16 protein-coding genes are annotated in these 19266 nt (G+C 44.6%); 6 read left to right on the forward strand and 10 right to left on the reverse strand.

The genetic code is table 11. From position 1 onward, the window contains the following. Window positions 1-184: 184 nt before the first annotated feature. Window positions 185-1135 (reverse strand): IS1595 family transposase, encoded by a 951-nt coding sequence (locus tag FCL46_RS20980; protein ID WP_136806938.1) that lies wholly within the window; start codon window positions 1133-1135, stop codon window positions 185-187. A gap of 482 nt (window positions 1136-1617) precedes the next feature. Here FCL46_RS20980 and FCL46_RS20985 point away from each other — a divergent pair, with 482 nt between their 5' ends. Next, the gene (locus tag FCL46_RS20985) at window positions 1618-2400 is read left to right on the forward strand and encodes a FadR/GntR family transcriptional regulator (protein WP_136809063.1); all 783 of its coding nucleotides are present in this window, start codon (window positions 1618-1620) and stop codon (window positions 2398-2400) included. Window positions 2401-2583: 183 nt separating this feature from the next. On the opposite strand, the gene FCL46_RS28510 is transcribed toward FCL46_RS20985, so the two are convergent. Further along, a complete protein-coding gene (locus FCL46_RS28510) occupies window positions 2584-2718 on the reverse strand; it encodes a hypothetical protein (RefSeq protein WP_267313646.1) in 135 nt (44 codons plus the stop codon). A gap of 904 nt (window positions 2719-3622) precedes the next feature. Between FCL46_RS28510 and FCL46_RS20990 the strand changes: the two genes are divergently transcribed. From FCL46_RS20990 to ldhH, 5 genes are all read left to right on the forward strand, one after another. After that, window positions 3623-4771, forward strand: coding sequence for a TRAP transporter substrate-binding protein (locus FCL46_RS20990; protein WP_136809062.1), 1149 nt, complete (start codon window positions 3623-3625; stop codon window positions 4769-4771). A 108-nt stretch (window positions 4772-4879) separates the two neighbouring features. Further along, on the forward strand, window positions 4880-5386 hold the full coding sequence (locus FCL46_RS20995; RefSeq protein ID WP_136809061.1) for a TRAP transporter small permease subunit: 507 nt from the start codon (window positions 4880-4882) through the stop codon (window positions 5384-5386). Between the two features lies 1 nt (window position 5387). After that, window positions 5388-6734 carry a TRAP transporter large permease gene (locus tag FCL46_RS21000; RefSeq protein ID WP_136809060.1) on the forward strand — a complete coding sequence of 449 codons (1347 nt, stop codon included), beginning with the start codon at window positions 5388-5390 and terminating at the stop codon, window positions 6732-6734. Window positions 6735-7201: 467 nt separating this feature from the next. Beyond that, a complete protein-coding gene (locus FCL46_RS21005; protein ID WP_136809059.1) occupies window positions 7202-7765 on the forward strand; it encodes a LutC/YkgG family protein in 564 nt (187 codons plus the stop codon). A gap of 29 nt (window positions 7766-7794) precedes the next feature. Then, window positions 7795-9963 (forward strand): L-lactate dehydrogenase (quinone) large subunit LdhH, encoded by a 2169-nt coding sequence (gene ldhH / locus FCL46_RS21010; protein ID WP_136809058.1) that lies wholly within the window; start codon window positions 7795-7797, stop codon window positions 9961-9963. Window positions 9964-10315: 352 nt separating this feature from the next. Here the strand turns inward: ldhH and FCL46_RS21015 are convergent, their stop codons facing one another. From FCL46_RS21015 to FCL46_RS21050, 8 genes are all read right to left on the reverse strand, one after another. Continuing rightward, window positions 10316-10666: a hypothetical protein gene (locus tag FCL46_RS21015; protein WP_136809057.1), complete on the reverse strand. Its 351-nt coding sequence runs from the start codon at window positions 10664-10666 to the stop codon at window positions 10316-10318. A 179-nt stretch (window positions 10667-10845) separates the two neighbouring features. Then, on the reverse strand, window positions 10846-12201 hold the full coding sequence (locus FCL46_RS21020; protein ID WP_136809056.1) for a S8 family serine peptidase: 1356 nt from the start codon (window positions 12199-12201) through the stop codon (window positions 10846-10848). A 910-nt stretch (window positions 12202-13111) separates the two neighbouring features. After that, a complete protein-coding gene (locus tag FCL46_RS21025; protein ID WP_136809055.1) occupies window positions 13112-13318 on the reverse strand; it encodes a hypothetical protein in 207 nt (68 codons plus the stop codon). Between the two features lie 407 nt (window positions 13319-13725). After that, window positions 13726-14550, reverse strand: a complete 825-nt coding sequence (locus FCL46_RS21030; protein WP_136809082.1) for a purine-nucleoside phosphorylase — start codon at window positions 14548-14550, stop codon at window positions 13726-13728. 2 nt (window positions 14551-14552) lie between these two features. Next, window positions 14553-15506 carry an ABC transporter permease gene (locus FCL46_RS21035; protein ID WP_136809054.1) on the reverse strand — a complete coding sequence of 318 codons (954 nt, stop codon included), beginning with the start codon at window positions 15504-15506 and terminating at the stop codon, window positions 14553-14555. Window positions 15507-15510: 4 nt separating this feature from the next. Continuing rightward, window positions 15511-16626 carry an ABC transporter permease gene (locus FCL46_RS21040; protein ID WP_136809053.1) on the reverse strand — a complete coding sequence of 372 codons (1116 nt, stop codon included), beginning with the start codon at window positions 16624-16626 and terminating at the stop codon, window positions 15511-15513. Further along, window positions 16623-18119, reverse strand: a complete 1497-nt coding sequence (locus tag FCL46_RS21045) for an ABC transporter ATP-binding protein (protein WP_136809081.1) — start codon at window positions 18117-18119, stop codon at window positions 16623-16625. The genes FCL46_RS21040 and FCL46_RS21045 overlap by 4 nt, the downstream gene beginning before the upstream one ends. A gap of 98 nt (window positions 18120-18217) precedes the next feature. Next, on the reverse strand, window positions 18218-19225 hold the full coding sequence (locus FCL46_RS21050; RefSeq protein ID WP_136809052.1) for a BMP family lipoprotein: 1008 nt from the start codon (window positions 19223-19225) through the stop codon (window positions 18218-18220). Window positions 19226-19266 lie beyond the last annotated feature (41 nt).

A 19266-nucleotide genomic window follows, 5' to 3' on the forward strand; every position in this document is an offset into this window, starting at 1 on the left:
CTCTCCCCTTTTTTCTGTCGTGCACTCTGCATACTGATGAAATAATCAGCCCAACCAGATATCGACGAATAAGAACATCAGGCAGGATACGAAGTACACAGGTTGACCAATAAAAAACCACATACCCAAAAACTACCCTCCCAGCAGTCCCTAGCCGACAGATTTACTGGATAATTATATCTGATTACCCACAAAGCTCAGCCACTCTTATAAGCTTTTGTGGCATCGGTGGAGTTCTTAGAGCCACGTAAGTGAATCTGGGTAGCAGCTGTCGCAGATCAAACCTGCGATTGAAACGATAACAAAATTCAGCTAGGTATCGCCCAAAGTGTTTTTTGCTGATTGCGTGGAATGTACCATGGAATGACCTCTTAACGTTGCCGATGATAGTATTAACCCACTTGAAATCAGCAATTTTAACACTTTCAGGTCCACCTCCAGTGATAATTACTTTGTGAGAAAAACCTGCATCATCAAGGCCTTCAAAACCGAGAAGGCCGTCGGTGACAACTTCGCTGCCATTACAAAGATGTTTAGCTGCCCAATCAATGATAGCTTTCTTTGTAAAGGAGGCAACTTGGCTAAAACGCATATGAAGTGGATGACCATTCTCATTCGTCGAAACTGCAGCAACAAAAGGTATTTTGTCTGTTGCCCCGCGGCCTCTGCGACCATCACGTTTTTTGCCGCCCCAATAAGCGTCGTCAACTTGTACAAGGGTTGCTGAAATAGGTTTTGAATCGTCTCGTTCTTTCATAACCTGTTGTATTTTATGCTTGATCAATAAGGCTGTATTATAAGAGACACCAACAGTTCTCTTCAAACTCAGAGCGGAGATGCTAATTTTAGATTGTGTGACAAGATAAATACTGAAAAACCAAGTAGTCAACGGCAACTTAGTCGAGTCAAAAATCGTTCTGGCAGTCACTGAAACCTGAGATCGGCATCTGTTACACTGCATGAGTTTTCTTGATTTTAAGGTGCAATAGCGATCGTGGCCACATTCTGGACATTTAAATCCATTAGGCCAACGCCATCTGAAAAGTGCTTGATAGCACTGTTCTTCAGAACCGTATTTTGAGATAAACTCTTGCAAGCTGAGACCTGGTTGGAACTGGATTGAATTTTTCGCCATATTTACCTCCATTTGTTTAGTGGTATGGAGGTAGTGTAACAGGACAGGGTACTCATATAGTGATACCCCTAAAAAAATAGCTGAGCTTTATACGTAATCAGATAATTATATTTACCATCTGCTCCGCATCCCCCGAACAATGTGACGAATCAAAGCAATCTATTGCAAAGACAACTATTCTACGATATCTTAGCGCTTTGATTTTAGGCATTTTATCCGCAAAAGCGCCATGATTATTACGCCTCAAATATCGCCATTCATCACCAGCACATTACTTCTATTTGCAATATTGTTGACTCAACCATGACCTGCGTGGTTATAGTCTGGTAACATGCAGATCGTAATTCACTACTCCCTCTGCACTTGGAGTAACCCCTGGGATTTGAATATATTTACGTAAGCATTACTTATACATAGCACTTTTCGCAACTCGTCGTAACTGACTTTGCCGAAGATATGCATACCATGCAACAGGAGATACGATGGCAGACCGGCCCACAATGGTTCCCAATACGCTCAAACCTAAAAAACTTTCCGATCAGGTCTTTGAACGCATTCGAGACATGATCTTCAAAGGCGACTTGCGCCCGGGTGAACAACTCAAATCAGAACGTGAACTTTCTGAGATCCTTTCAGTAAGTAGACCAACAATCCGTCAGGCTATCCAGAAGCTCATAGAACTCGGAATGGTTGAAAACACGCAGGGCCAGGGAACATTTATTACCAATCCCAAAGAAGTCAAAGGACACAACATCCTTAAAGACATGATAGACCTCGGTGAAGCCAACATGCGTGACCTCCTGGAAGTTCGCATGGCGTTAGAATGCCACGCAGCAACTAGCGCAGCACTAAGGGCAACCGCAGAAGATGTCGATTTGCTCGACAAACATGTTGAAGAGATGCGTGCAACAATTGCCAAGGGTGAACTCGGAATTCTCGAAGATGTTCGTTTTCACATGACGCTCGCATATGCCACAAAGAATCAGGTCCAGATCATGCTCATGAAAAACATGTATGACCTACTCCATTTTGGCATAGAAGAGAGCACCAAAAAGCTCTATCTCGATCCGAAAAATCTCGAACGGATTCTTGATCACCACCAGGCTATTACTGATGCGATTCGCCTGCGTGATGCAGGCTCTGCCTACAATGCCATGCGTGAACACATCAATTTCCTCATTACTTTCCTTTGCGATGAAAGCCGAATGCTTAAGCAGGCAATTACCATCACGGAAAAAGACGAGAAATCAAGCCATAAGTCTTAGCATCACTAATTAATCCACGTATTGTACCCGGAATTTTTTCATCTTCTGCCAGGAGACTGCGAACAATTCCGGGGCAGAAATTTCATTTTGACCTCCCGTTCATCAGGGAGGGTGTCATAGTTTTTTGTCACTCATGCTAATCTGCTGCAATGTATATTCGAGCAGTCAGGCTTCTGTAGAAGATCACTCAAACGACAACCATTTGTAAACCATGGTTTCTGAAAAACTGCAGGTAAAGCTCTGCTCCTCAGCACCGAAAAACTGCTGCTTTTTTAGCTCCCCCTTCCCTGCCGACTGCTCACAGAAACGACGCTCCACCCGACCTCCTCTCTCAACGTAAACCTCAGCAACAACCTGACATCAGGTAAATATTTTATACCAGCTCTTTCAACTGATTCAGCCAGACAGCTCATTTCATATTTCAGTTTCTCTCTGCTTCACAGCCTCCACCACAACATATCGACATGGTACTAGCAGCAGACCATTTCTAACAAAAAGATACACATACAGCATGTTAAAGAATTTCTCTCCTACAAAGACTTCTTTAGCATGCCTTTCAACGGCTTACGCAAACACTCACAACAGGTCGCACCACAATCCTCGACTGAACACATCCCGCACATTTACTTACCACCTAGCAACACTTCACCAGACAAACAGGCTAAACCACCTGCCACCGGTACAATAACAAAATGGACTGAAGTACCATTTTCGACAAAAATACAATTTTTTAGCCTGCAAAACCAAGACTTCGAGCCACAACCACAATGTTACACAAAAAATATTCTTGCGTAGTTTTTACGAAATGGTATGGTAAAAAAATATTACCACTTGACACGAACACAAATTGAAACCATGTTTTAGATTATTTGCTCATATCTTAAACACGGATTCGCATCGTTCTCAGGAGAATGCCACCTTGAAGGCTGAAATCATCCATACCGATAAAAAATCATTCACATCGGTATCAATTCAGATGGTTACCATATTTTCCAGAACCCCAGATACGCGTTCCTCTACAAACTTTTTAGTTCCTTCACTTTTTACACTCGACCCATTCAGGTCATTTTTTATAACCACCGCCTCACCGAAGTATCAATCTTCACCCACCATACAAACTGATGTTCCATGGTCTGAACGGGGCAGACAGATCTGTTCACCATGTAATGAGGTGCGCCTGACAAGTGGGCGCAAAAGTAAAAACCCTTTAGGAGGAGTTTGAATGAAACGTATTCTAACAGTAGCAATGACTGTAGGTCTGGCAGTGACCGTCGCAGCCGGTACCGCGAATGCAAAACGTGAGAAATTCGGTCAGGACGATCGACACAAGATCGCTAAACGCGTAAAATTTGAACCATCTACAGAGAAGATTAAATGGAAAATGGTTATGCCATGGTCTAAAGGTCTTCTTTTCTACGATGTCGCTGTTCACTTTGCTGACACCGTTCGGCTTATTTCAGCTGGTCGTCTTGATATTAAACCGTTCTCTGCAGGCGAACTCGTTCCTGCGATGCAGTCTTTTGATGCAGTTTCAAAAGGTTCTGCTCAGGTTGGTCACGACTGGCCGGGTTACTGGAAAGGTAAGAACGAGGCTTTCGTAGCTTTTGCGTCTGTTCCTTTCGGTCTTGATGCTGAAGGGTATAACATCTGGCTGCAGGAAAAAGGCGGCACCAAAATGATGCAGGAGATCTACGGTCAGTTCGGTCTCTTCGCTCTTCCTGGTGGTCAGCTCGGTCAGGAGATGGGACTCTTCTCCAACAAGCGCGCAACCAAAATGGAAGATTTCAAAGGCATGCGCCTTCGTACCCCAGGCTGGTACATGGATATCATGAATAACCTTGGTGCTTCCGTATCTCCTCTGCCTGGTGGCGAGGTTTACCTTGCACTTGAGCGTGGTGTAATTGATGCCGCTGAGTTTTCTTCACCTGCAATCAACTACCCAATGGGTTTTGACGAGATTACCAAGTACGCTATTCAACCAGGTGTACATCAGCCAGGTATCCAGTGCGCACTGTTCTTCAACCAGGAAGCATATGATAAATTACCTGAAGATCTGAAGTGGATTGTTACAATTGCCGCTGCTGAAACTCAGGCATGGTCATACAACTGGATTAACTCTCTGAACGCTGAAGCGATCAACAATTTTTCTAAGTCAGTTGAGATCGTCAAGATGGACAAAGAGACCCTCATTGAGTTCCGTAAAGTTGCAAAAACTTACCTCGACTCTGTTAAGGCTAAACATCCGGATGTAAAGAAAGTACTTGATAGCCAGGAAGCGTTCATCGAAGAATACTCAGTATGGAGAGACGCACGCTCCGGCGCTACCCCATGGCCATATGAGACCTACATTTCAGGCAGAATCACCGAATAATAGTAAGTACTTGTATTAGTATCTATCACGTTTGCCCCTCTTCAGTAAATTGAGGAGGGGCAGCTGATCGGGTTAGTATTTCTACCCTGAGAAAAAGGGATTTGAAAAATGTTTTCTAAACTTGCACAAGGCATTGATAGGTTCAATACCCGCCAGGGTGAGATCTGCTCAATGCTGATTCTTCCTTTGCTGGGTGTAGTAATTTACGAAGTATTTGCGCGCTATGGTTTCAACTCCCCAACGGTGTGGGGATTTGAGATGACAGCGTTCATCTATGGCATGCATTACATGTTCGGCATCTCCTACACCGATGTACGAAAAGGCCATGTCCAGGTAGATATATTTACATCAATGATGTCACCGAAAAACCGGGCTATAATCAGCGCATTAACTACATCATTCTTTATGTTGCCTGTAATGTTGGGCATGACTATCTGGTCTACAAAATTTGCAATCACTTCTGTTATCGGTCGTGAATTAAACTCTACAAGCTGGGCTCCGCCGCTTTATCCGGTAAAGATAATTATGGCGTTATGCTTTTTCTTTTTACTGCTGCAAGGTATCTCCAACCTGATCCATGATCTGCAGGAAATATTTGGTAAGGAGGAGAAATAATATGAGCCCGGAAATGTTAACAGTGGCCATGTTCGGCACACTGATTCTGGCCATTACCCTTGGTCACCCGCTTGCATATACTCTTGCCGCGGTAGCTACACTCTTTGGACTTATTGATAACGGCTTCAATATTCCAGCACTTTTCGACATGTTCGCCAACAACACCTGGGGGCTGATGAACAACTACGTTCTGGTTGCCATCCCGCTGTTTATCCTCATGGCGCAGTTGCTCGACAGATCGAAAGTGGCAGATAAACTTTTTGAAACCCTCTTTGTTGTACTGGGTGGTCTCAAAGGTGGACTTGGACTTGCCGTAGTTGTTGTCTGTACCGTATTTGCGGCCACCACCGGTATTATCGGAGCATCCGTTGTAGCAATGGGACTGCTCGCAACCCCTGCACTTATGCGCAAAGGCTATCAGAAAGAGCTTTCAAGCGGTATCATCTGTGCTGCAGGTACCCTTGGTATTCTGATTCCGCCATCGATCATGATGGTTGTATATGGCGGCCTTACCGGTCTTAAAGAGACTTCTGTTGGTAATCTCTTTGCAGCTTCAATCCTTCCGGGATTACTGCTGGCGTCACTGTATTTTATTTACATACTGATTCGTTGCAACATCAACCCTTCCCTTGGACCGCCTATCAGTAAAGATGAGGCATCCAAATGGAGTCCAACTCAGAAAATCGTTCTTACCCTGAAATGTCTTATTCCGCCGATGGCTCTTATTCTGGCGGTAATGGGTACGATCCTTGCCGGCGTTGCCACACCAACTGAAGCAGCGGCACTCGGTGCGCTCGGTGCACTCATACTCGCAGCCTTCAACGGTAAATTAAACTGGACTGTATTGAAAGAATCCGCCCATGCCACAATGAGCACGACCTCCATGGTTATGATGCTCTTTATTGGCGGTAAATTCTTCTCAACAGTTTTCATGTCGATGGGCGGCGGTGATGTTGTTGCCGATGTCCTGGTGGGTTCGGGCATGAACAGATGGATGGTTCTGCTTATCATGATGGGAATCGTTTTCCTGATGGGTATGTTTATCGACTGGGCAGCTATCCTATTAGTAACTGTACCAATCTTTATGCCTATCGCTATGGAGCTTGAGTTTGATCCGCTCTGGTTCTCGATTCTTCTCTGTGTGAATCTTCAGACCTCGTTTCTTACACCTCCATTTGGTTACGCTCTTTTCTACTTCAAGGGTGTTGCTCCGGAGGGCTATACCATGGGGCATATTTATCGAGGTATTCTCCCGTTTGTCATGCTACAGATTCTTGGCCTGATCATACTGGCAGCTTGTCCGCCAATAGTGACCTGGCTACCTGCAATTTTCTTCGGTTCCGGCTGATAATGGCTCCATAAAAACCTGTGAAACCCGTTTTTTTGACCAATGCATTTAGGATTACGCCATAACCTTTTAAAGGGGCAGATGCCGAAGAAAACAATTCACTATCGAAATCTAGCAGAGTTGAGTTTTCGATAGTGAATTGAGCACAACAGAATGCAGTACAGATTTACAAACCGTAAGCGCTGCAAACCAGCCCTTATGAGAACAATAGCCATGCTGTCAAATGATTTGACGATATGTTTATTTTTCTCAACAACTAGTGTCATGTCATGTGTCAGATGTCGTAATCATGTGAAGCTTTTTCTCTTCTTGCGAGACACGAGTGATGGAGCATAGCAGCGCTATGTAACAGAACGAGTAACGAAGTCAGGAAGTGAAAAGGGCGAACAGAATTGGACATCTGAGGCATGACAGGACACCAGGAAGGATAGCAGTCGTTCTTTGCTTAACCCATAGGAGTACGTTTTATGTCAAATTCCGGTTATCTCAAAACCTTCATAGAGGCTTCCCGTAGAGTTGGCGCAGAGGTTGTGGAACTTGAAAGCGTTGATGCAATTGCTGAATACGTAGCATCAAGAAGTAGTGGAACCACACTCGTTCCCGACACCGCGGTTTCAATCAGACACTCACTCAAAAGTGCATTACAGGAAGCAGGTGTTGACGTATTTACAGGTAATTTTCGACAAGCAGGTCAGGTCCCTGCTGCGGGTGTGACGTTTTGCAATTTCGGTATGGCGGATACTGGCACAGTTGTCCTTGAAAGTACCGATGAAAATATTCGCCTTGCGACCACCCTGCCTGAAGTTCATTTCGTCATTATTGATCCTGAAACAATTCTTGCAGACAATCTTGCTGCAGTGGCACCAATGACCCAGCTCAATCAGGGCTCTGAACCGCGCTTTATCGCATATATTACAGGCCCCAGCAGAACTGCCGATATCGAGAGAGTGCTGACCATAGGTTGCCATGGACCACGAGAACTTCACATTCTCATAGTCGAGTCTGTTTCTGAAGACATTATGGAAATGTAACAGGTTTATTCCAGGAGTAAAAAAAGACTATGAGTAATAGCAACTACAAACAGCGTGTTGAAAAAGCGATAAATAACCCTAAACTCAGTAAAGCCCTGCACCTTTTCGGTGATGCCTATCTTATTGCCAGGGAGAATGCCTTTCGCGGTCTGGATTTCGAACAGATGCGAACAGAGTTGGCGGGAATTAAAAATGATGTCCGCACACGTCGCAAAGAGTTACTCGCGCAGTTTATCAAAAATGCGGAAGCTGCAGGATCTGTAGTTTTTATCGCTAAAGACACCAAAGAAGCCAATGACTATGTGATCAAACTGGCCAAAGAGAAAAACGCCAAACTGATCGCTAAATCCAAATCAATGGTTTCTGAGGAAGCGCATCTTAATAAGGCGCTTGAGGCTGAAGGGATACGCGCATCAGAAACTGATCTTGGTGAGTGGATCGTTCAGTTGGCCGGGCAAAGGCCTTCGCATATGGTTATGCCCGCCATTCATATGTTTAAAGAAGAAGTCGCAGAACTCTTTAGTAAAGAAACTGGTGAAAAACTCTCACCTGAAATCAGGACTCTTGTAGATGCGGCAAGAAAGAATCTGAGAAAAGAATATTTCAATGCGGATATCGGCCTCACCGGTGCCAACTTTCTTATAGCTGATACCGGCGGTATCGGCCTTGTAACCAATGAAGGTAATGCCAGACTTTGTGCCACCCTCCCTAAAACACACATTGTCTTTGCCGGTATTCATAAACTGGTTCGCAATATGGAAGATGCTATCAAGGTCACCCGCCTCCTGCCAAGAAATGCCACCGGCCAGTTGCTGACATCTTATGTAACATGGATAAAAGGTGCAGTACCTTGTGAGGGTGAGAGCAAAGAGCAGCATATAATTCTTATAGACGGCGGTAGAGAAGCGCTCTATGAATCTTCTGCATGCGGTGACGCACTCAGATGTATCCAATGCGGTGCATGTGCCAATGTCTGCCCGGTCTACCAGACTGTTGGCGGTCATGTTTTCGGATCAATCTACATTTCTGCTATCGGAATTATCCTGACCGCATTTTACGAAGGATTAGACAAGGCAAAAGAAATAACCCGTGCCTGTATCGGTTGCAGATCGTGTACTGCTGTATGTCCTTCAGGGATTGATCTTGAAGAGATTATTCTTCATCTTCGCGGCATGGTAACAGAAAAACACGGCATGGGTATTGTTAAAAACATCGCCTTTAAAGGTGTGATGAAAAACCGTGGACTCTTTCACAGCATGGTGAAAGCAGCCTCCAAGCTTCAACGACCGATAACCGCTGACTCGGCTGGCACAGGTGACGTTAAGGTGATACGGCATCTGCCGATGCATTTCATGTCTAAAGATCTTACTGAATGGCGTGATCTGCCTTCGATTGCCGAAACATCTTTTCGTGACCAGTTCAAAACATTTAAACAGAATGTGAAAAATCCGAAATACCGTGTCGGCTTCTTTGTTGGTTGTGGTGCTGACTTTGTCTACCCGGAAGTAGGCATCTCTCTTGTTAAGGTCCTCAACCATCTTGGAGTTGAAGTCGTATTCCCGACTGATCAGAATTGCTGCGGAATTCCAGCGCTCTACTCCGGCGATACAGAAACTGGTATTTACCTGGCGAAGCAATCTGTTAAGGCTTTTTACGAAGCCGATGTTGACTATGTATTGAGCATCTGTCCCACATGTACAATGGGCGTTAAGCGGGATTTTGTTGAACGGTTGGCAGATGATCCTGATTGGGCTAAAAAGGCTGTAGATCTCTCCAGTAAGACCATGGATGCGTCCGCATTTATCGAAAAACACCTTGATGGTTCTACTAACCTGGCTGATCTTGATGCACAACAGGAAGTCACCTACCATGACTCATGCCACTTAAAACGCGGCAACAATGTCTGGCGTGAACCACGAGCACTGCTCAATGCGTCCGGCTATTCGGTTAAAGAGATGAAAAACAGCGATAGATGTTGCGGATTTGGCGGCACCTACTCATTCCTGAGCCATCCGCAGATTTCCAGACAGATAACCGCTGACAAGGTCGAAACAATCAAAGACACCTGCACCAAAACGGTTGCAATGGATTGTCCCGGCTGCATGATCATGCTGAAAGGCAGTATGAACAAGGCTGCACCGTCAATCCGTTGTGCTCATACAATGGAGTTGCTGGCAGAAGCATTGGAGCAGAAGTAACACGTTATTATGACCATTATATAGATCACCCTGAATGACCAACTTTAAGCCGGGTATTTCATACTTCTCCTTGCCCCGGAAACCAAAAATGAGATGCTCGGCTTAAAGTTATCTTTTGTTCTATACGACTGGAGCTCAATCAGCTGAACCAGTCGGAGTTCCCCCTGAAAAAATCTCTGATTATTTAAGGAAAATCAGCGCGCTGCCAGGCATCAGGTGTCTAATTCTGTTCGCCCTTTTCACTTCCTGACTTCGTTACTCCTTCAGTTACATAGCGCATTAGTGATTCACGAAAGAAAACAGATCTCATTTCACCAATAACTGATTCCGCTCTGGTTAATCAGGATTGTTCCTAAAACAATTCAGGGGCACTGCTAACTGTAATCTGGTCAATATAGGGAGCGATAGGAGCCGGAATTTGAATTCTACCTTCGATTTGCCACTCTTTGCTTAAGACATCTCCTTCTGCGGGGACCAGCTTGACCCAAAATAGTTCCTCAAAGGTTTCAATCGTAGTGTTACCGGACAGACCGAAATCGGTGGCGAATACCTCCATACCATTCTCACGGAACCAACGAAGACAAAACTCAACATCATCGGCATCCGGTATAAATGACTCAATGGTATCAATAGTACCCACCTTCCTGCTGCCGTCTGTTTTTAAAAGAACATCAAATTGTATACGTACACTTGAAGGGCTCATGGAAAGCTCTCTTTTCTTTACAATTGACCATCAATCGAGGACGCCACTGGCACCCCCGATTGATTTTAATACGATCCATAAAGGCTACTCATGGTGAACTTCTTCCAGAAGGTTGTCCGAGAATAAGTATTGGGGCAACATCAAAAAAAATTAAAACATGACCATTCCCGGAGAGGCTTCTACGTGAGCGACTCTATGGCCCGGCACGCATCTACGAGACCGAAACCTGTCGCAAGGTCCGGGCCCGGCCTGGCCTCCTCATTATGGGCATTCATACCTTGAGTAATGTCTCTGGCAGTATATTTAAGAAGATTTTTAATGTCCTCCGGTCTGAGGAGAGGATTGGCTTCTTTCAACAGGGCGCAGACTCCTGCAACCATTGGAGCTGCAGCTGAAGTTCCGCTAAACGCACCCCACCCATCGCTCTTATCCAGAACTGCACCCTTTTGGACAGGCAGTACGATATAATCTGCACTCGGTTGGGTGCCGCAGAGACCACTAACATCCGGAACATTACGGCCAGGAAACCAGGTGCTTTTGAAACCACTGGTATAGTTTGTGGCAGAATAGCTCAAATCAGACTCAACCACGACACCACCGACACTAATTACTTCAGGCATACTCCCAGGGAAACCATAATGTCCGTTTCCAGCTGAGAAGACCACTGTTATACCACGCTTTACAGCGCCAAGAATTGCCAAATGAAGAGGTTTAAGCCAGTTGGGCATGCTTGTATTCGGCAGATCGACGCTGTAGCCCCAACTGTTCGTTATAATGTCCGGTTTAAGTTCAGTTGCTGTCTTGATCGCGAGGGTAGCATTTCCCATCTTTACCCCGACAAAATTTACACCCGGTGCTGTTGCAAAAACATTTGCGCATTCACCGGTACCGTGCCCATGGTCATCTGAGGTATGGTCTAAAGCATCCGGTGCAGTCACCGCAAGAAAGTTATATCCCTGTTCAATAAAGTACGGATGGCGGTAAAATCCGGTATCAACCATTGCAACCTTAACGCCTTTACCGGTAAAACCACGTTTGTGCACAGAAGATGCCTGTAACAGTTGTGCGATATCAACAGGCACACGCAATCTAAATTTGTCAGCCCACATTGGCGGTAATGGCCGTTCATCCGCAAATAGAATTGGATCGTGCTGCACATATGCTCCAGTAATGAGCGTATCTAAGCTATCTACTTTCGGCAGTTCCCATGGTGAACTTTTGTCTGGAGCATACATTTCATAATCAGCTGGAACATTTGCAGCAGAAGGCAGTTTTACCTTTTTGATTACTGTACCGAAAAATGCCTCAAATTTATCTTTATCACAAGCTGCTGAAATGCTGAATTCACCAATATGATGAACCTCTATACCGTTTCGCTGTAATTTTTGGGCGACCTCAATATTTTTATTCATTGGCGGAGTGTAAAGATCGAGATTGGATACGCCAGGAAAGGCATTCTTATCAAAAACAGACTTTTTACCCTTCTCAGGCGTAACAACCACTTCAAAATTGATGTAATTAGGAGTATTGGCCATGACAGACCTCCTTTGTAGGTATCCAGCAATATGCGCCTTTTGAATGACGCTCCTCTGACAAAGGCTGCATTACCAGCCTTAGTGTAAACTACGTATCAGATAGCTATGTGAAACCGATTACATCTTTATGGAGTATAACAATACCATTAGGACAGAAAGATACATGTAAAGGTTAAGATTAACCACGCCGCCAAACGTGTCAATAACCCTGACACGACCTTTTCTCATTCGTTTTTATTCGTATTAATATCAGGTACATTACTGCAACACCCAACGATTCCTCACATAATAATTGCCGTATCAAGTTGTTACTCGACATCCGGACTGAACAGCCACAAACACGCTAATACCTGGTAACTGGTACAAGAGTTTAATCTGTTTAAAAAAATTGTGATCGGACCGTAAAGTAATGCCTCCATTCTGTCGCAATGTTAAATTTCCAACCAAAATTGAGCAAAGAAAAGTGTCAGAGTTCTGAAGCTTGCTTATAGCCAAACAAATGCAACATTAAGACAGGCAAAATCTGTGAACACCTGTTGTAGGAAAAACTGGAAAAGCAGCAAAGTGCCCAACACAATCTGGTACTAAGAAATCAGCCAAGGATGCAACCAGCAAACACCTGATTACATACATAAAAATCCGGCAGTCATCGTAGTACAGTAACTGCCGGATTATTGAACTAACGTAAGATCTACGTATAAAACTATTGGAATTATATACGACAACATCGCATTTCCATCAATCAAGCCGCCCCGCAAACACTACAGGAACGACACAACTTTTGGGAACATCATGTGACCTCCTTAATCTCGCGTAATCTCAGATCGTAAGAAAAAATCCAAGGCGAGAATCACATAACATACAATGGAAATTCGAATAAATTCAACGTATTAGCAGAGAAAAGATCTGGTTATTTTACACCATCATGATGCAATATACCCTCCTCATGCGAATGATTTCCAATAATTTTATGCCATAATTTTCCAAGTGTTTTTAGAATTTCCTCATCATGCAAGTGGTTGCATTTTCGGCATAGAATATCCACTTCTTCTAATGTCATCAGGTCACTGCTTTCATACTGTTCGCTTTTTTCGACGCTCTGAATGGTGGGATTCATCACATCCTCCTTTATCTATTATCGATAATTTATCATATACAGCCTCTTCAATACTGTTACTGTCGTATACTTATCTGGATTTATTCCAGTAATTCCCTAAGATTCTATGTAATCTGTAAAAAAAAACGAGCAAATCCCCGCTATGATTTCGTTCTGATGTTGCTGTAGCCAGCAATGATTCTATCATTACGAATAGCCATGATCTATGTCGTTAAGCTTTCCAACACCCGGTCATTCACATCACATATTATCGATAATATCTGGATGTATCTATTTTGTCAAAGAAAACATCCAGGGAGAATGTTGTCGAACTATCTGGAGTGAGTCATTGGCCTCTCTACAGATAATTCGACAAGATATTTATTATATCGGAATGCCGCACTACCATTGGCAATTCAATTACAGCCCTATCGATTCCAGCGGGAAATTATACGTTCAAGTAATGCAATAAATTTTTCTTTGACCTCATCTCCTGCTTTAATTACTTCTTCGTGACCGACGACCTGATCTAGAATACCTGTTCCCATATTGGTGATACACGAAAGCCCCATTACCTTCATGCCACCATGGGCAGCAACAATTACCTCGGGTACTGTAGACATGCCAACTGCATGGCCTCCAAGAATATTGATTGCCTTAATTTCACTGGCTGTCTCGTAACTCGGCCCGGGCATGTAATAGTAGACACCTTCTTTCAAAGATATTCCCAACTCTTCACCGCATTCTTTGGCAAGCTCCCGAATATCTTTTGAGTAAGGGTCCGACATATCATTAAAGCGTGGACCGAAGTTATCAAAATTTGGCCCACGTAGAGGGCTGTCGCCATGTAGCTTGATATGATCTCTGATTATCATCAGATCGCCAGGTCTGTAATTCACGTCTACACTACCTGCTGCATTGGTTACAATAAGGTTCGGAACCTTGAGATAGAGCATACAGCGTAACGGGAAAACCACCTCATCCATGCTGTAGCCTTCGTAATAATGAAAACGACCCTGCAGCGCAATAACAGGAATATCGTTAAGTCTTCCAATAACCAGGCTACCCTTATGGCCAACAACAGTGGATTCAGGAAAATATGGAATATCCTTAAACTCTATTTCACGCCGATCCTTAAGGTGATCTGCTAAAGCGCCGAGGCCGGAACCTAGCACCACACAAAACCTTGGGATTTCCTGGATTTTTGAGCCAATATATTCTGCAGCCTCAACAACCTGTTTCATTTCCGGCATCATCAGTGACCACCTTTCTCAAATATTTTCCCAATAGCTGCCGGGGCTGTTGTTTTACCAACAACACTAACAAGAATAACGAGCGTCAAAACATACGGCAACATAGCAAGGATATCGCCAGCAATCGGAACACCTTTTGAGCCGAGATATATTTCAAACCCTTTCGCTGCACCAAATAACAAACAGGCGGCCAGGGCACCCTGTGGTTTCCATTTTCCGAAAATCATTGCTGCCAGTGCTATAAAGCCCTGCCCTGAAATAAGGGTATTAGAAAAACGGGAAACAACCGCAATACTCATTGCCGCTCCACCAAGACCTGCAAAGAATCCGGACATAATAACTGCGCCGTAACGTATTCTGGTCACACTTATCCCGAGTGTATTTGCTGCCTCAGGGTTTTCTCCCACAGCTCTGACCCGCATGCCCAGTCGTGTTTTGTAAAGTACAAACCAGACGACAAACACCATGAAAAAGGCAAGGTAAACCGTGGCAAAACGGTTGAATACCAGATCCATAAAACCTGAAGATTCAAACAACTTGCCATCGCCAAACAAAAAGTCCAGCGGCTGCGGAACCTTGTTCAGAACGGTGAGCGTCTGGGTTGCGCCATCAAAGAGCAAGCGGCTGATAAAAAGCGCTGAACCAGCTCCTAGAAAGTTAATAGCGATACCCGAAACAATCTGCTCAGCAGAAAAAGAGACACAGGCGATTGCATGAATAAGCCCCCAAAATGCTCCGCCAAGCGCTGCACACAGTAGCCCCAGCCAGGGATTACCGGCAAAATAGGCGACTGCCGCACCAACAAAAGCCCCGAAATACATCATCCCTTCAAGGCCGATATTAACAACACCTGAGCGCTCGGTTATAACGCCTCCCAGCGAAGTAAAAATCAACGGGGTTGAGTACATCAGGGTGGTACCGATGATAAATCCGATATCCTGAATAATAAGTTCCATGATGTTAACCCCTTCTTGACCTGAGAATCATCTGAATGAGTTTAGGCATTGCAGTAAATAAAATAATAGTACCCACAACGATGTTGATCACTTCAGTCGGCGCACCGACCGCATCCTGAATTTTTGAACCGCCATATTTTAGGCCTCCAAAGAGCAAACCCGCAAAGACAGAGCCGGGGCCGGTATTATTGCCGATAAGCGAGACAGCGATACCATCAAAACCATAGCCTTCCATGATGGCGAGTTTAGCAATTTTATGGCTGACTCCCATTACCTGAAGTGCACCTGCACAACCTGCAAGTCCGCCTGCGATGGACATGGAAGTTACGATACTTCTCTGGACATTAATGCCCCCGTATTCAGCCGCATGCTGGTTATAGCCCACTGCACGTAACTCGTATCCAAGAGTCGTTTTATTCAGGACATACCACATCAGAATTGCCAGGATAATAGCGATTATAATGCCTGCATTCACAGGTGATTTAAGGACATCACCCAGATATTTATGTGACCTGATAAAATCGATTCCCGCTTCGGTTATCTTCCACTGACCAAAGAGATCAATACGAGCTGTGTCCTGAATTATATATGATTTACCGGTCCCCATCTTGCCAAAAGATTTCAGGCTGAGTGACCAGTTAGATAAATAGAGGGCGGTCCAGTTGAGCATGATGGTAGAAATTACTTCATGAACACCAAACTTTGCCTTGATATACCCGGCAAGACCACCCCATATTGCTGATGCACCGACAGCAAGCAGGATACATACAGGAACATGGAGTAAAAGCGGTAGATGAATATAATATCCGGCCATTGCCGCGACCATCGCACCAACTATAAACTGCCCTTCCGCTCCGATGTTGAAAAGCCCTGTCCGCAGCGCAAAAGCAACCGACAAACCGGTGATGATCAGTGGTGTTGCATAAATGATGACATACGAAACATATTTCGGCTTTGCAAAGGTTCCGCGCAAGATTGCCCAGTATGCATCAATCGGATTAAAGCCTGCGATTAGCAACACAATGGCGCCTACCGAGAACCCAACCAATATAGAAACAAGAGTGAGCCCTAAGGGGCCTCTCATAAATAGCTCTTTGAGTTTTTGGAGGGTCATTTTCATGCTGATCCTCCCGCCATGAGCATTCCTATCTGTGTTTCATCAACGCCTTCGGCATCAAGAATCCCCACTATCTTCCCCTCAAAAATTACCGCTATCCTGTCTGAAACATGTATAACTTCATCAAGCTCAAACGAGATCAGTAAAACCGCCCGTCCCTCATTGCGCTGTGCCACCAGAGTTTTATGCACATATTCGATGGCTCCGACATCCAGTCCGCGCGTTGGCTGGGCCGCAATCAATACTTCGGGCTCATTGGCAACCTCACGGGCAATAATCATTTTTTGCTGATTACCGCCGGAGAGTGCCCGCGCTTCAATATCTGATCGTTCAGGGCGGATATCAAACTTTTTAATCAGGTTGTCAGCATTTTGATAAATCTTATCCCACAACAACCTGAATCCTTTAGAAAACTCAGGATTAGAGTAGGTTTCGAGAACCATATTTTCAGCAACATTAAACTCAAAGACAAGACCTCGTTTCTGCCGGTCTTCTGGAATATGGCTGACTTTATGCTCGTTGATGATCTTCCCCGGACTGAGGTTGGTGATATTCCTGCCAAGAACCTCTATGCTGCCGCTCTTGACCTTTCTAAGACCAGTGAGCGCCTCAATCAACTCTGACTGCCCATTACCATCCACACCGGCAATTCCAAGAATTTCACCTTTACGCAACTCGAGATCAAGATTATCGACTGCCACTATCCCCCTGCTGTCCTCAACACAGAGTTTTTTAATTTCTAAGACTTTTTCGCCTGGCTCCTGCTTTGCTTTTGCAACCTTGAAGCTGACCTCCCTGCCAACCATCTTAGCGGCGAGATCCTCTTCAGAAACGTTACTCACATCAACCGTATCAATGTGACAACCTCTTCTGATAATTGTACAGAAATCTGCGACTTGCTTAATTTCGTTCAATTTATGGGTAATGATAATGATCGACTTTCCGGCAGCAGTCAGATTACGGATAATCCCGACGAGTTCCTGTATTTCCTTGGGAGTAAGTACTGCGGTAGGTTCATCGAAAATAAGAATCTGAGCACCCCGATACAGAGTCTTCAGTATTTCGACACGTTGCTGGCTGCCCACAGACAAATCCTGAATCAACGCCTTCGGATCAACCGTCAACCCATATTGCTCAGAGATTGATATCACCTTTTCTTCTGCTGTCTGAAGATCAAGGATCCCGAATCGTTTGGTAATTTCTTTGCCAAGCACAATATTTTCAGTAACCGAAAATGTATCAACCAGCATAAAGTGCTGGTGAACCATTCCGATACCGTTTGCGATGGCAATATTGGGATTAGCGATATTGAGCTGCTTGCCATTTATCCGAATGGCCCCGGAGGTCGGCGGTAGCAAGCCGTAGAGGATATTCATCAAGGTCGTTTTACCTGCACCATTCTCACCAAGCAATGCGTGGACTTCGCCTTTATGAACTGTCAGGTTGATGTCATCATTGGCAGTAAAATCACCAAACTTTTTGGTGATCCCTGTCATTTCGACAGCTTTATGTGAAAAATCTATAGCTTTCAAATCATTACCCGAAGTAATGCATCAGCTGCCCAGTACAATGTCTGAGCAGCTGATTGATTTCTTTATTTCTTTATATAGCTTTCATACTCAACTGCAGTCGCAGGAACAACTATCTCGCCAGCTTTGATTTTTGCAATCAAGGTATCAACCTCAGCAAGGATCTCTGCAGGAACATGCTTTGAGCTGGTTGGTGCAATACCAACACCATCATTTGAGAGATTATATACAACAGATTTTCCGCCTTCAAACGTGCCTTCTTTAAGCTCTTTAACGATACCGAACATGGCATTATCAACGCGCTTCATAGCAGAGGTAAGAACGTTATCCGGTGCAAGAGCGTTCTGGTCTTTATCAACGCCGATAGCCCATTGACCTTTCTCTTTTGCCGCTTCGATAACACCGTCGCCAACACCACCTGCCGCATGGAAAACAATGTCTGCACCCTGCTGGTACATATTGTTGGTGATCGCCTTTCCTTTAGCTGCGTCAACAAAGGATTCTGCATACTGGCGGACAATTTCAGCATCAGGATTAGCAGTTTTTACGCCAGCCATATATCCGTACTCAAATTTCTCAATCAACGGGAACTTGATTCCGCCGACAAATCCAACCTTATTGGATTTGGTCATTTTTCCTGCAATATAGCCAACCAGAAATGAAGGCTGCTCTTCCTGGAAAACTGCACAGGCAACGTTCTTTGGAGTTTCATCACCATAGAAGAAATCGATGATTGCATACTTCTGATCAGGATTAACCTGAGCGGTGGACTTTACCGCATCAGCCATAAGGAAACCGATACCCCAAATAAGGTCATATTCTGCATCGGTGAGGGTCTCCAGGTTGGGTGCGTAATCACCATCCTGCCTTGACTCTTTATAGGTAGCCTTTATACCAAGTTCGCCCTCGGCCCGTTTCAAACCTTCCCACGCTGACTGGTTAAACGACTGGTCATTCACACCACCAACGTCTGTAACCATACCTACTTTAAGGTTCTTGGCGCTTACAGAGCCGCTGACACACAACATAGCTGCAAAAACAACTGCAGCCGATACCATGAATAACTTTTTCATTTATGCTCTCCTTGTTGTTACATTGTTCAATATTCTTCCAG

It is taken from the genome of Desulfosediminicola flagellatus (assembly GCF_005116655.2).
GTDB classification, from domain to species: domain Bacteria; phylum Desulfobacterota; class Desulfobulbia; order Desulfobulbales; family Desulfocapsaceae; genus Desulfopila; species Desulfopila flagellata.

Coding starts and splice junctions, on each gene's coding strand:
- FCL46_RS21045 (WP_136809081.1), bottom strand. CDS start 18,119: ATGACAGGGATCACCAAAAAGTTTGGTGATTTTACTGCCAATGATGAC.
- ldhH (WP_136809058.1), top strand. CDS start 7,795: ATGAGTAATAGCAACTACAAACAGCGTGTTGAAAAAGCGATAAATAAC.
- FCL46_RS21025 (WP_136809055.1), bottom strand. CDS start 13,318: ATGAATCCCACCATTCAGAGCGTCGAAAAAAGCGAACAGTATGAAAGC.
- FCL46_RS21050 (WP_136809052.1), bottom strand. CDS start 19,225: ATGAAAAAGTTATTCATGGTATCGGCTGCAGTTGTTTTTGCAGCTATG.
- FCL46_RS21020 (WP_136809056.1), bottom strand. CDS start 12,201: ATGGCCAATACTCCTAATTACATCAATTTTGAAGTGGTTGTTACGCCT.
- FCL46_RS20985 (WP_136809063.1), top strand. CDS start 1,618: ATGGCAGACCGGCCCACAATGGTTCCCAATACGCTCAAACCTAAAAAA.
- FCL46_RS21030 (WP_136809082.1), bottom strand. CDS start 14,550: ATGCCGGAAATGAAACAGGTTGTTGAGGCTGCAGAATATATTGGCTCA.
- FCL46_RS21005 (WP_136809059.1), top strand. CDS start 7,202: ATGTCAAATTCCGGTTATCTCAAAACCTTCATAGAGGCTTCCCGTAGA.
- FCL46_RS20980 (WP_136806938.1), bottom strand. CDS start 1,135: ATGGCGAAAAATTCAATCCAGTTCCAACCAGGTCTCAGCTTGCAAGAG.
- FCL46_RS21000 (WP_136809060.1), top strand. CDS start 5,388: ATGAGCCCGGAAATGTTAACAGTGGCCATGTTCGGCACACTGATTCTG.
- FCL46_RS21035 (WP_136809054.1), bottom strand. CDS start 15,506: ATGGAACTTATTATTCAGGATATCGGATTTATCATCGGTACCACCCTG.
- FCL46_RS21015 (WP_136809057.1), bottom strand. CDS start 10,666: ATGAGCCCTTCAAGTGTACGTATACAATTTGATGTTCTTTTAAAAACA.
- FCL46_RS20990 (WP_136809062.1), top strand. CDS start 3,623: ATGAAACGTATTCTAACAGTAGCAATGACTGTAGGTCTGGCAGTGACC.
- FCL46_RS20995 (WP_136809061.1), top strand. CDS start 4,880: ATGTTTTCTAAACTTGCACAAGGCATTGATAGGTTCAATACCCGCCAG.
- FCL46_RS21040 (WP_136809053.1), bottom strand. CDS start 16,626: ATGAAAATGACCCTCCAAAAACTCAAAGAGCTATTTATGAGAGGCCCC.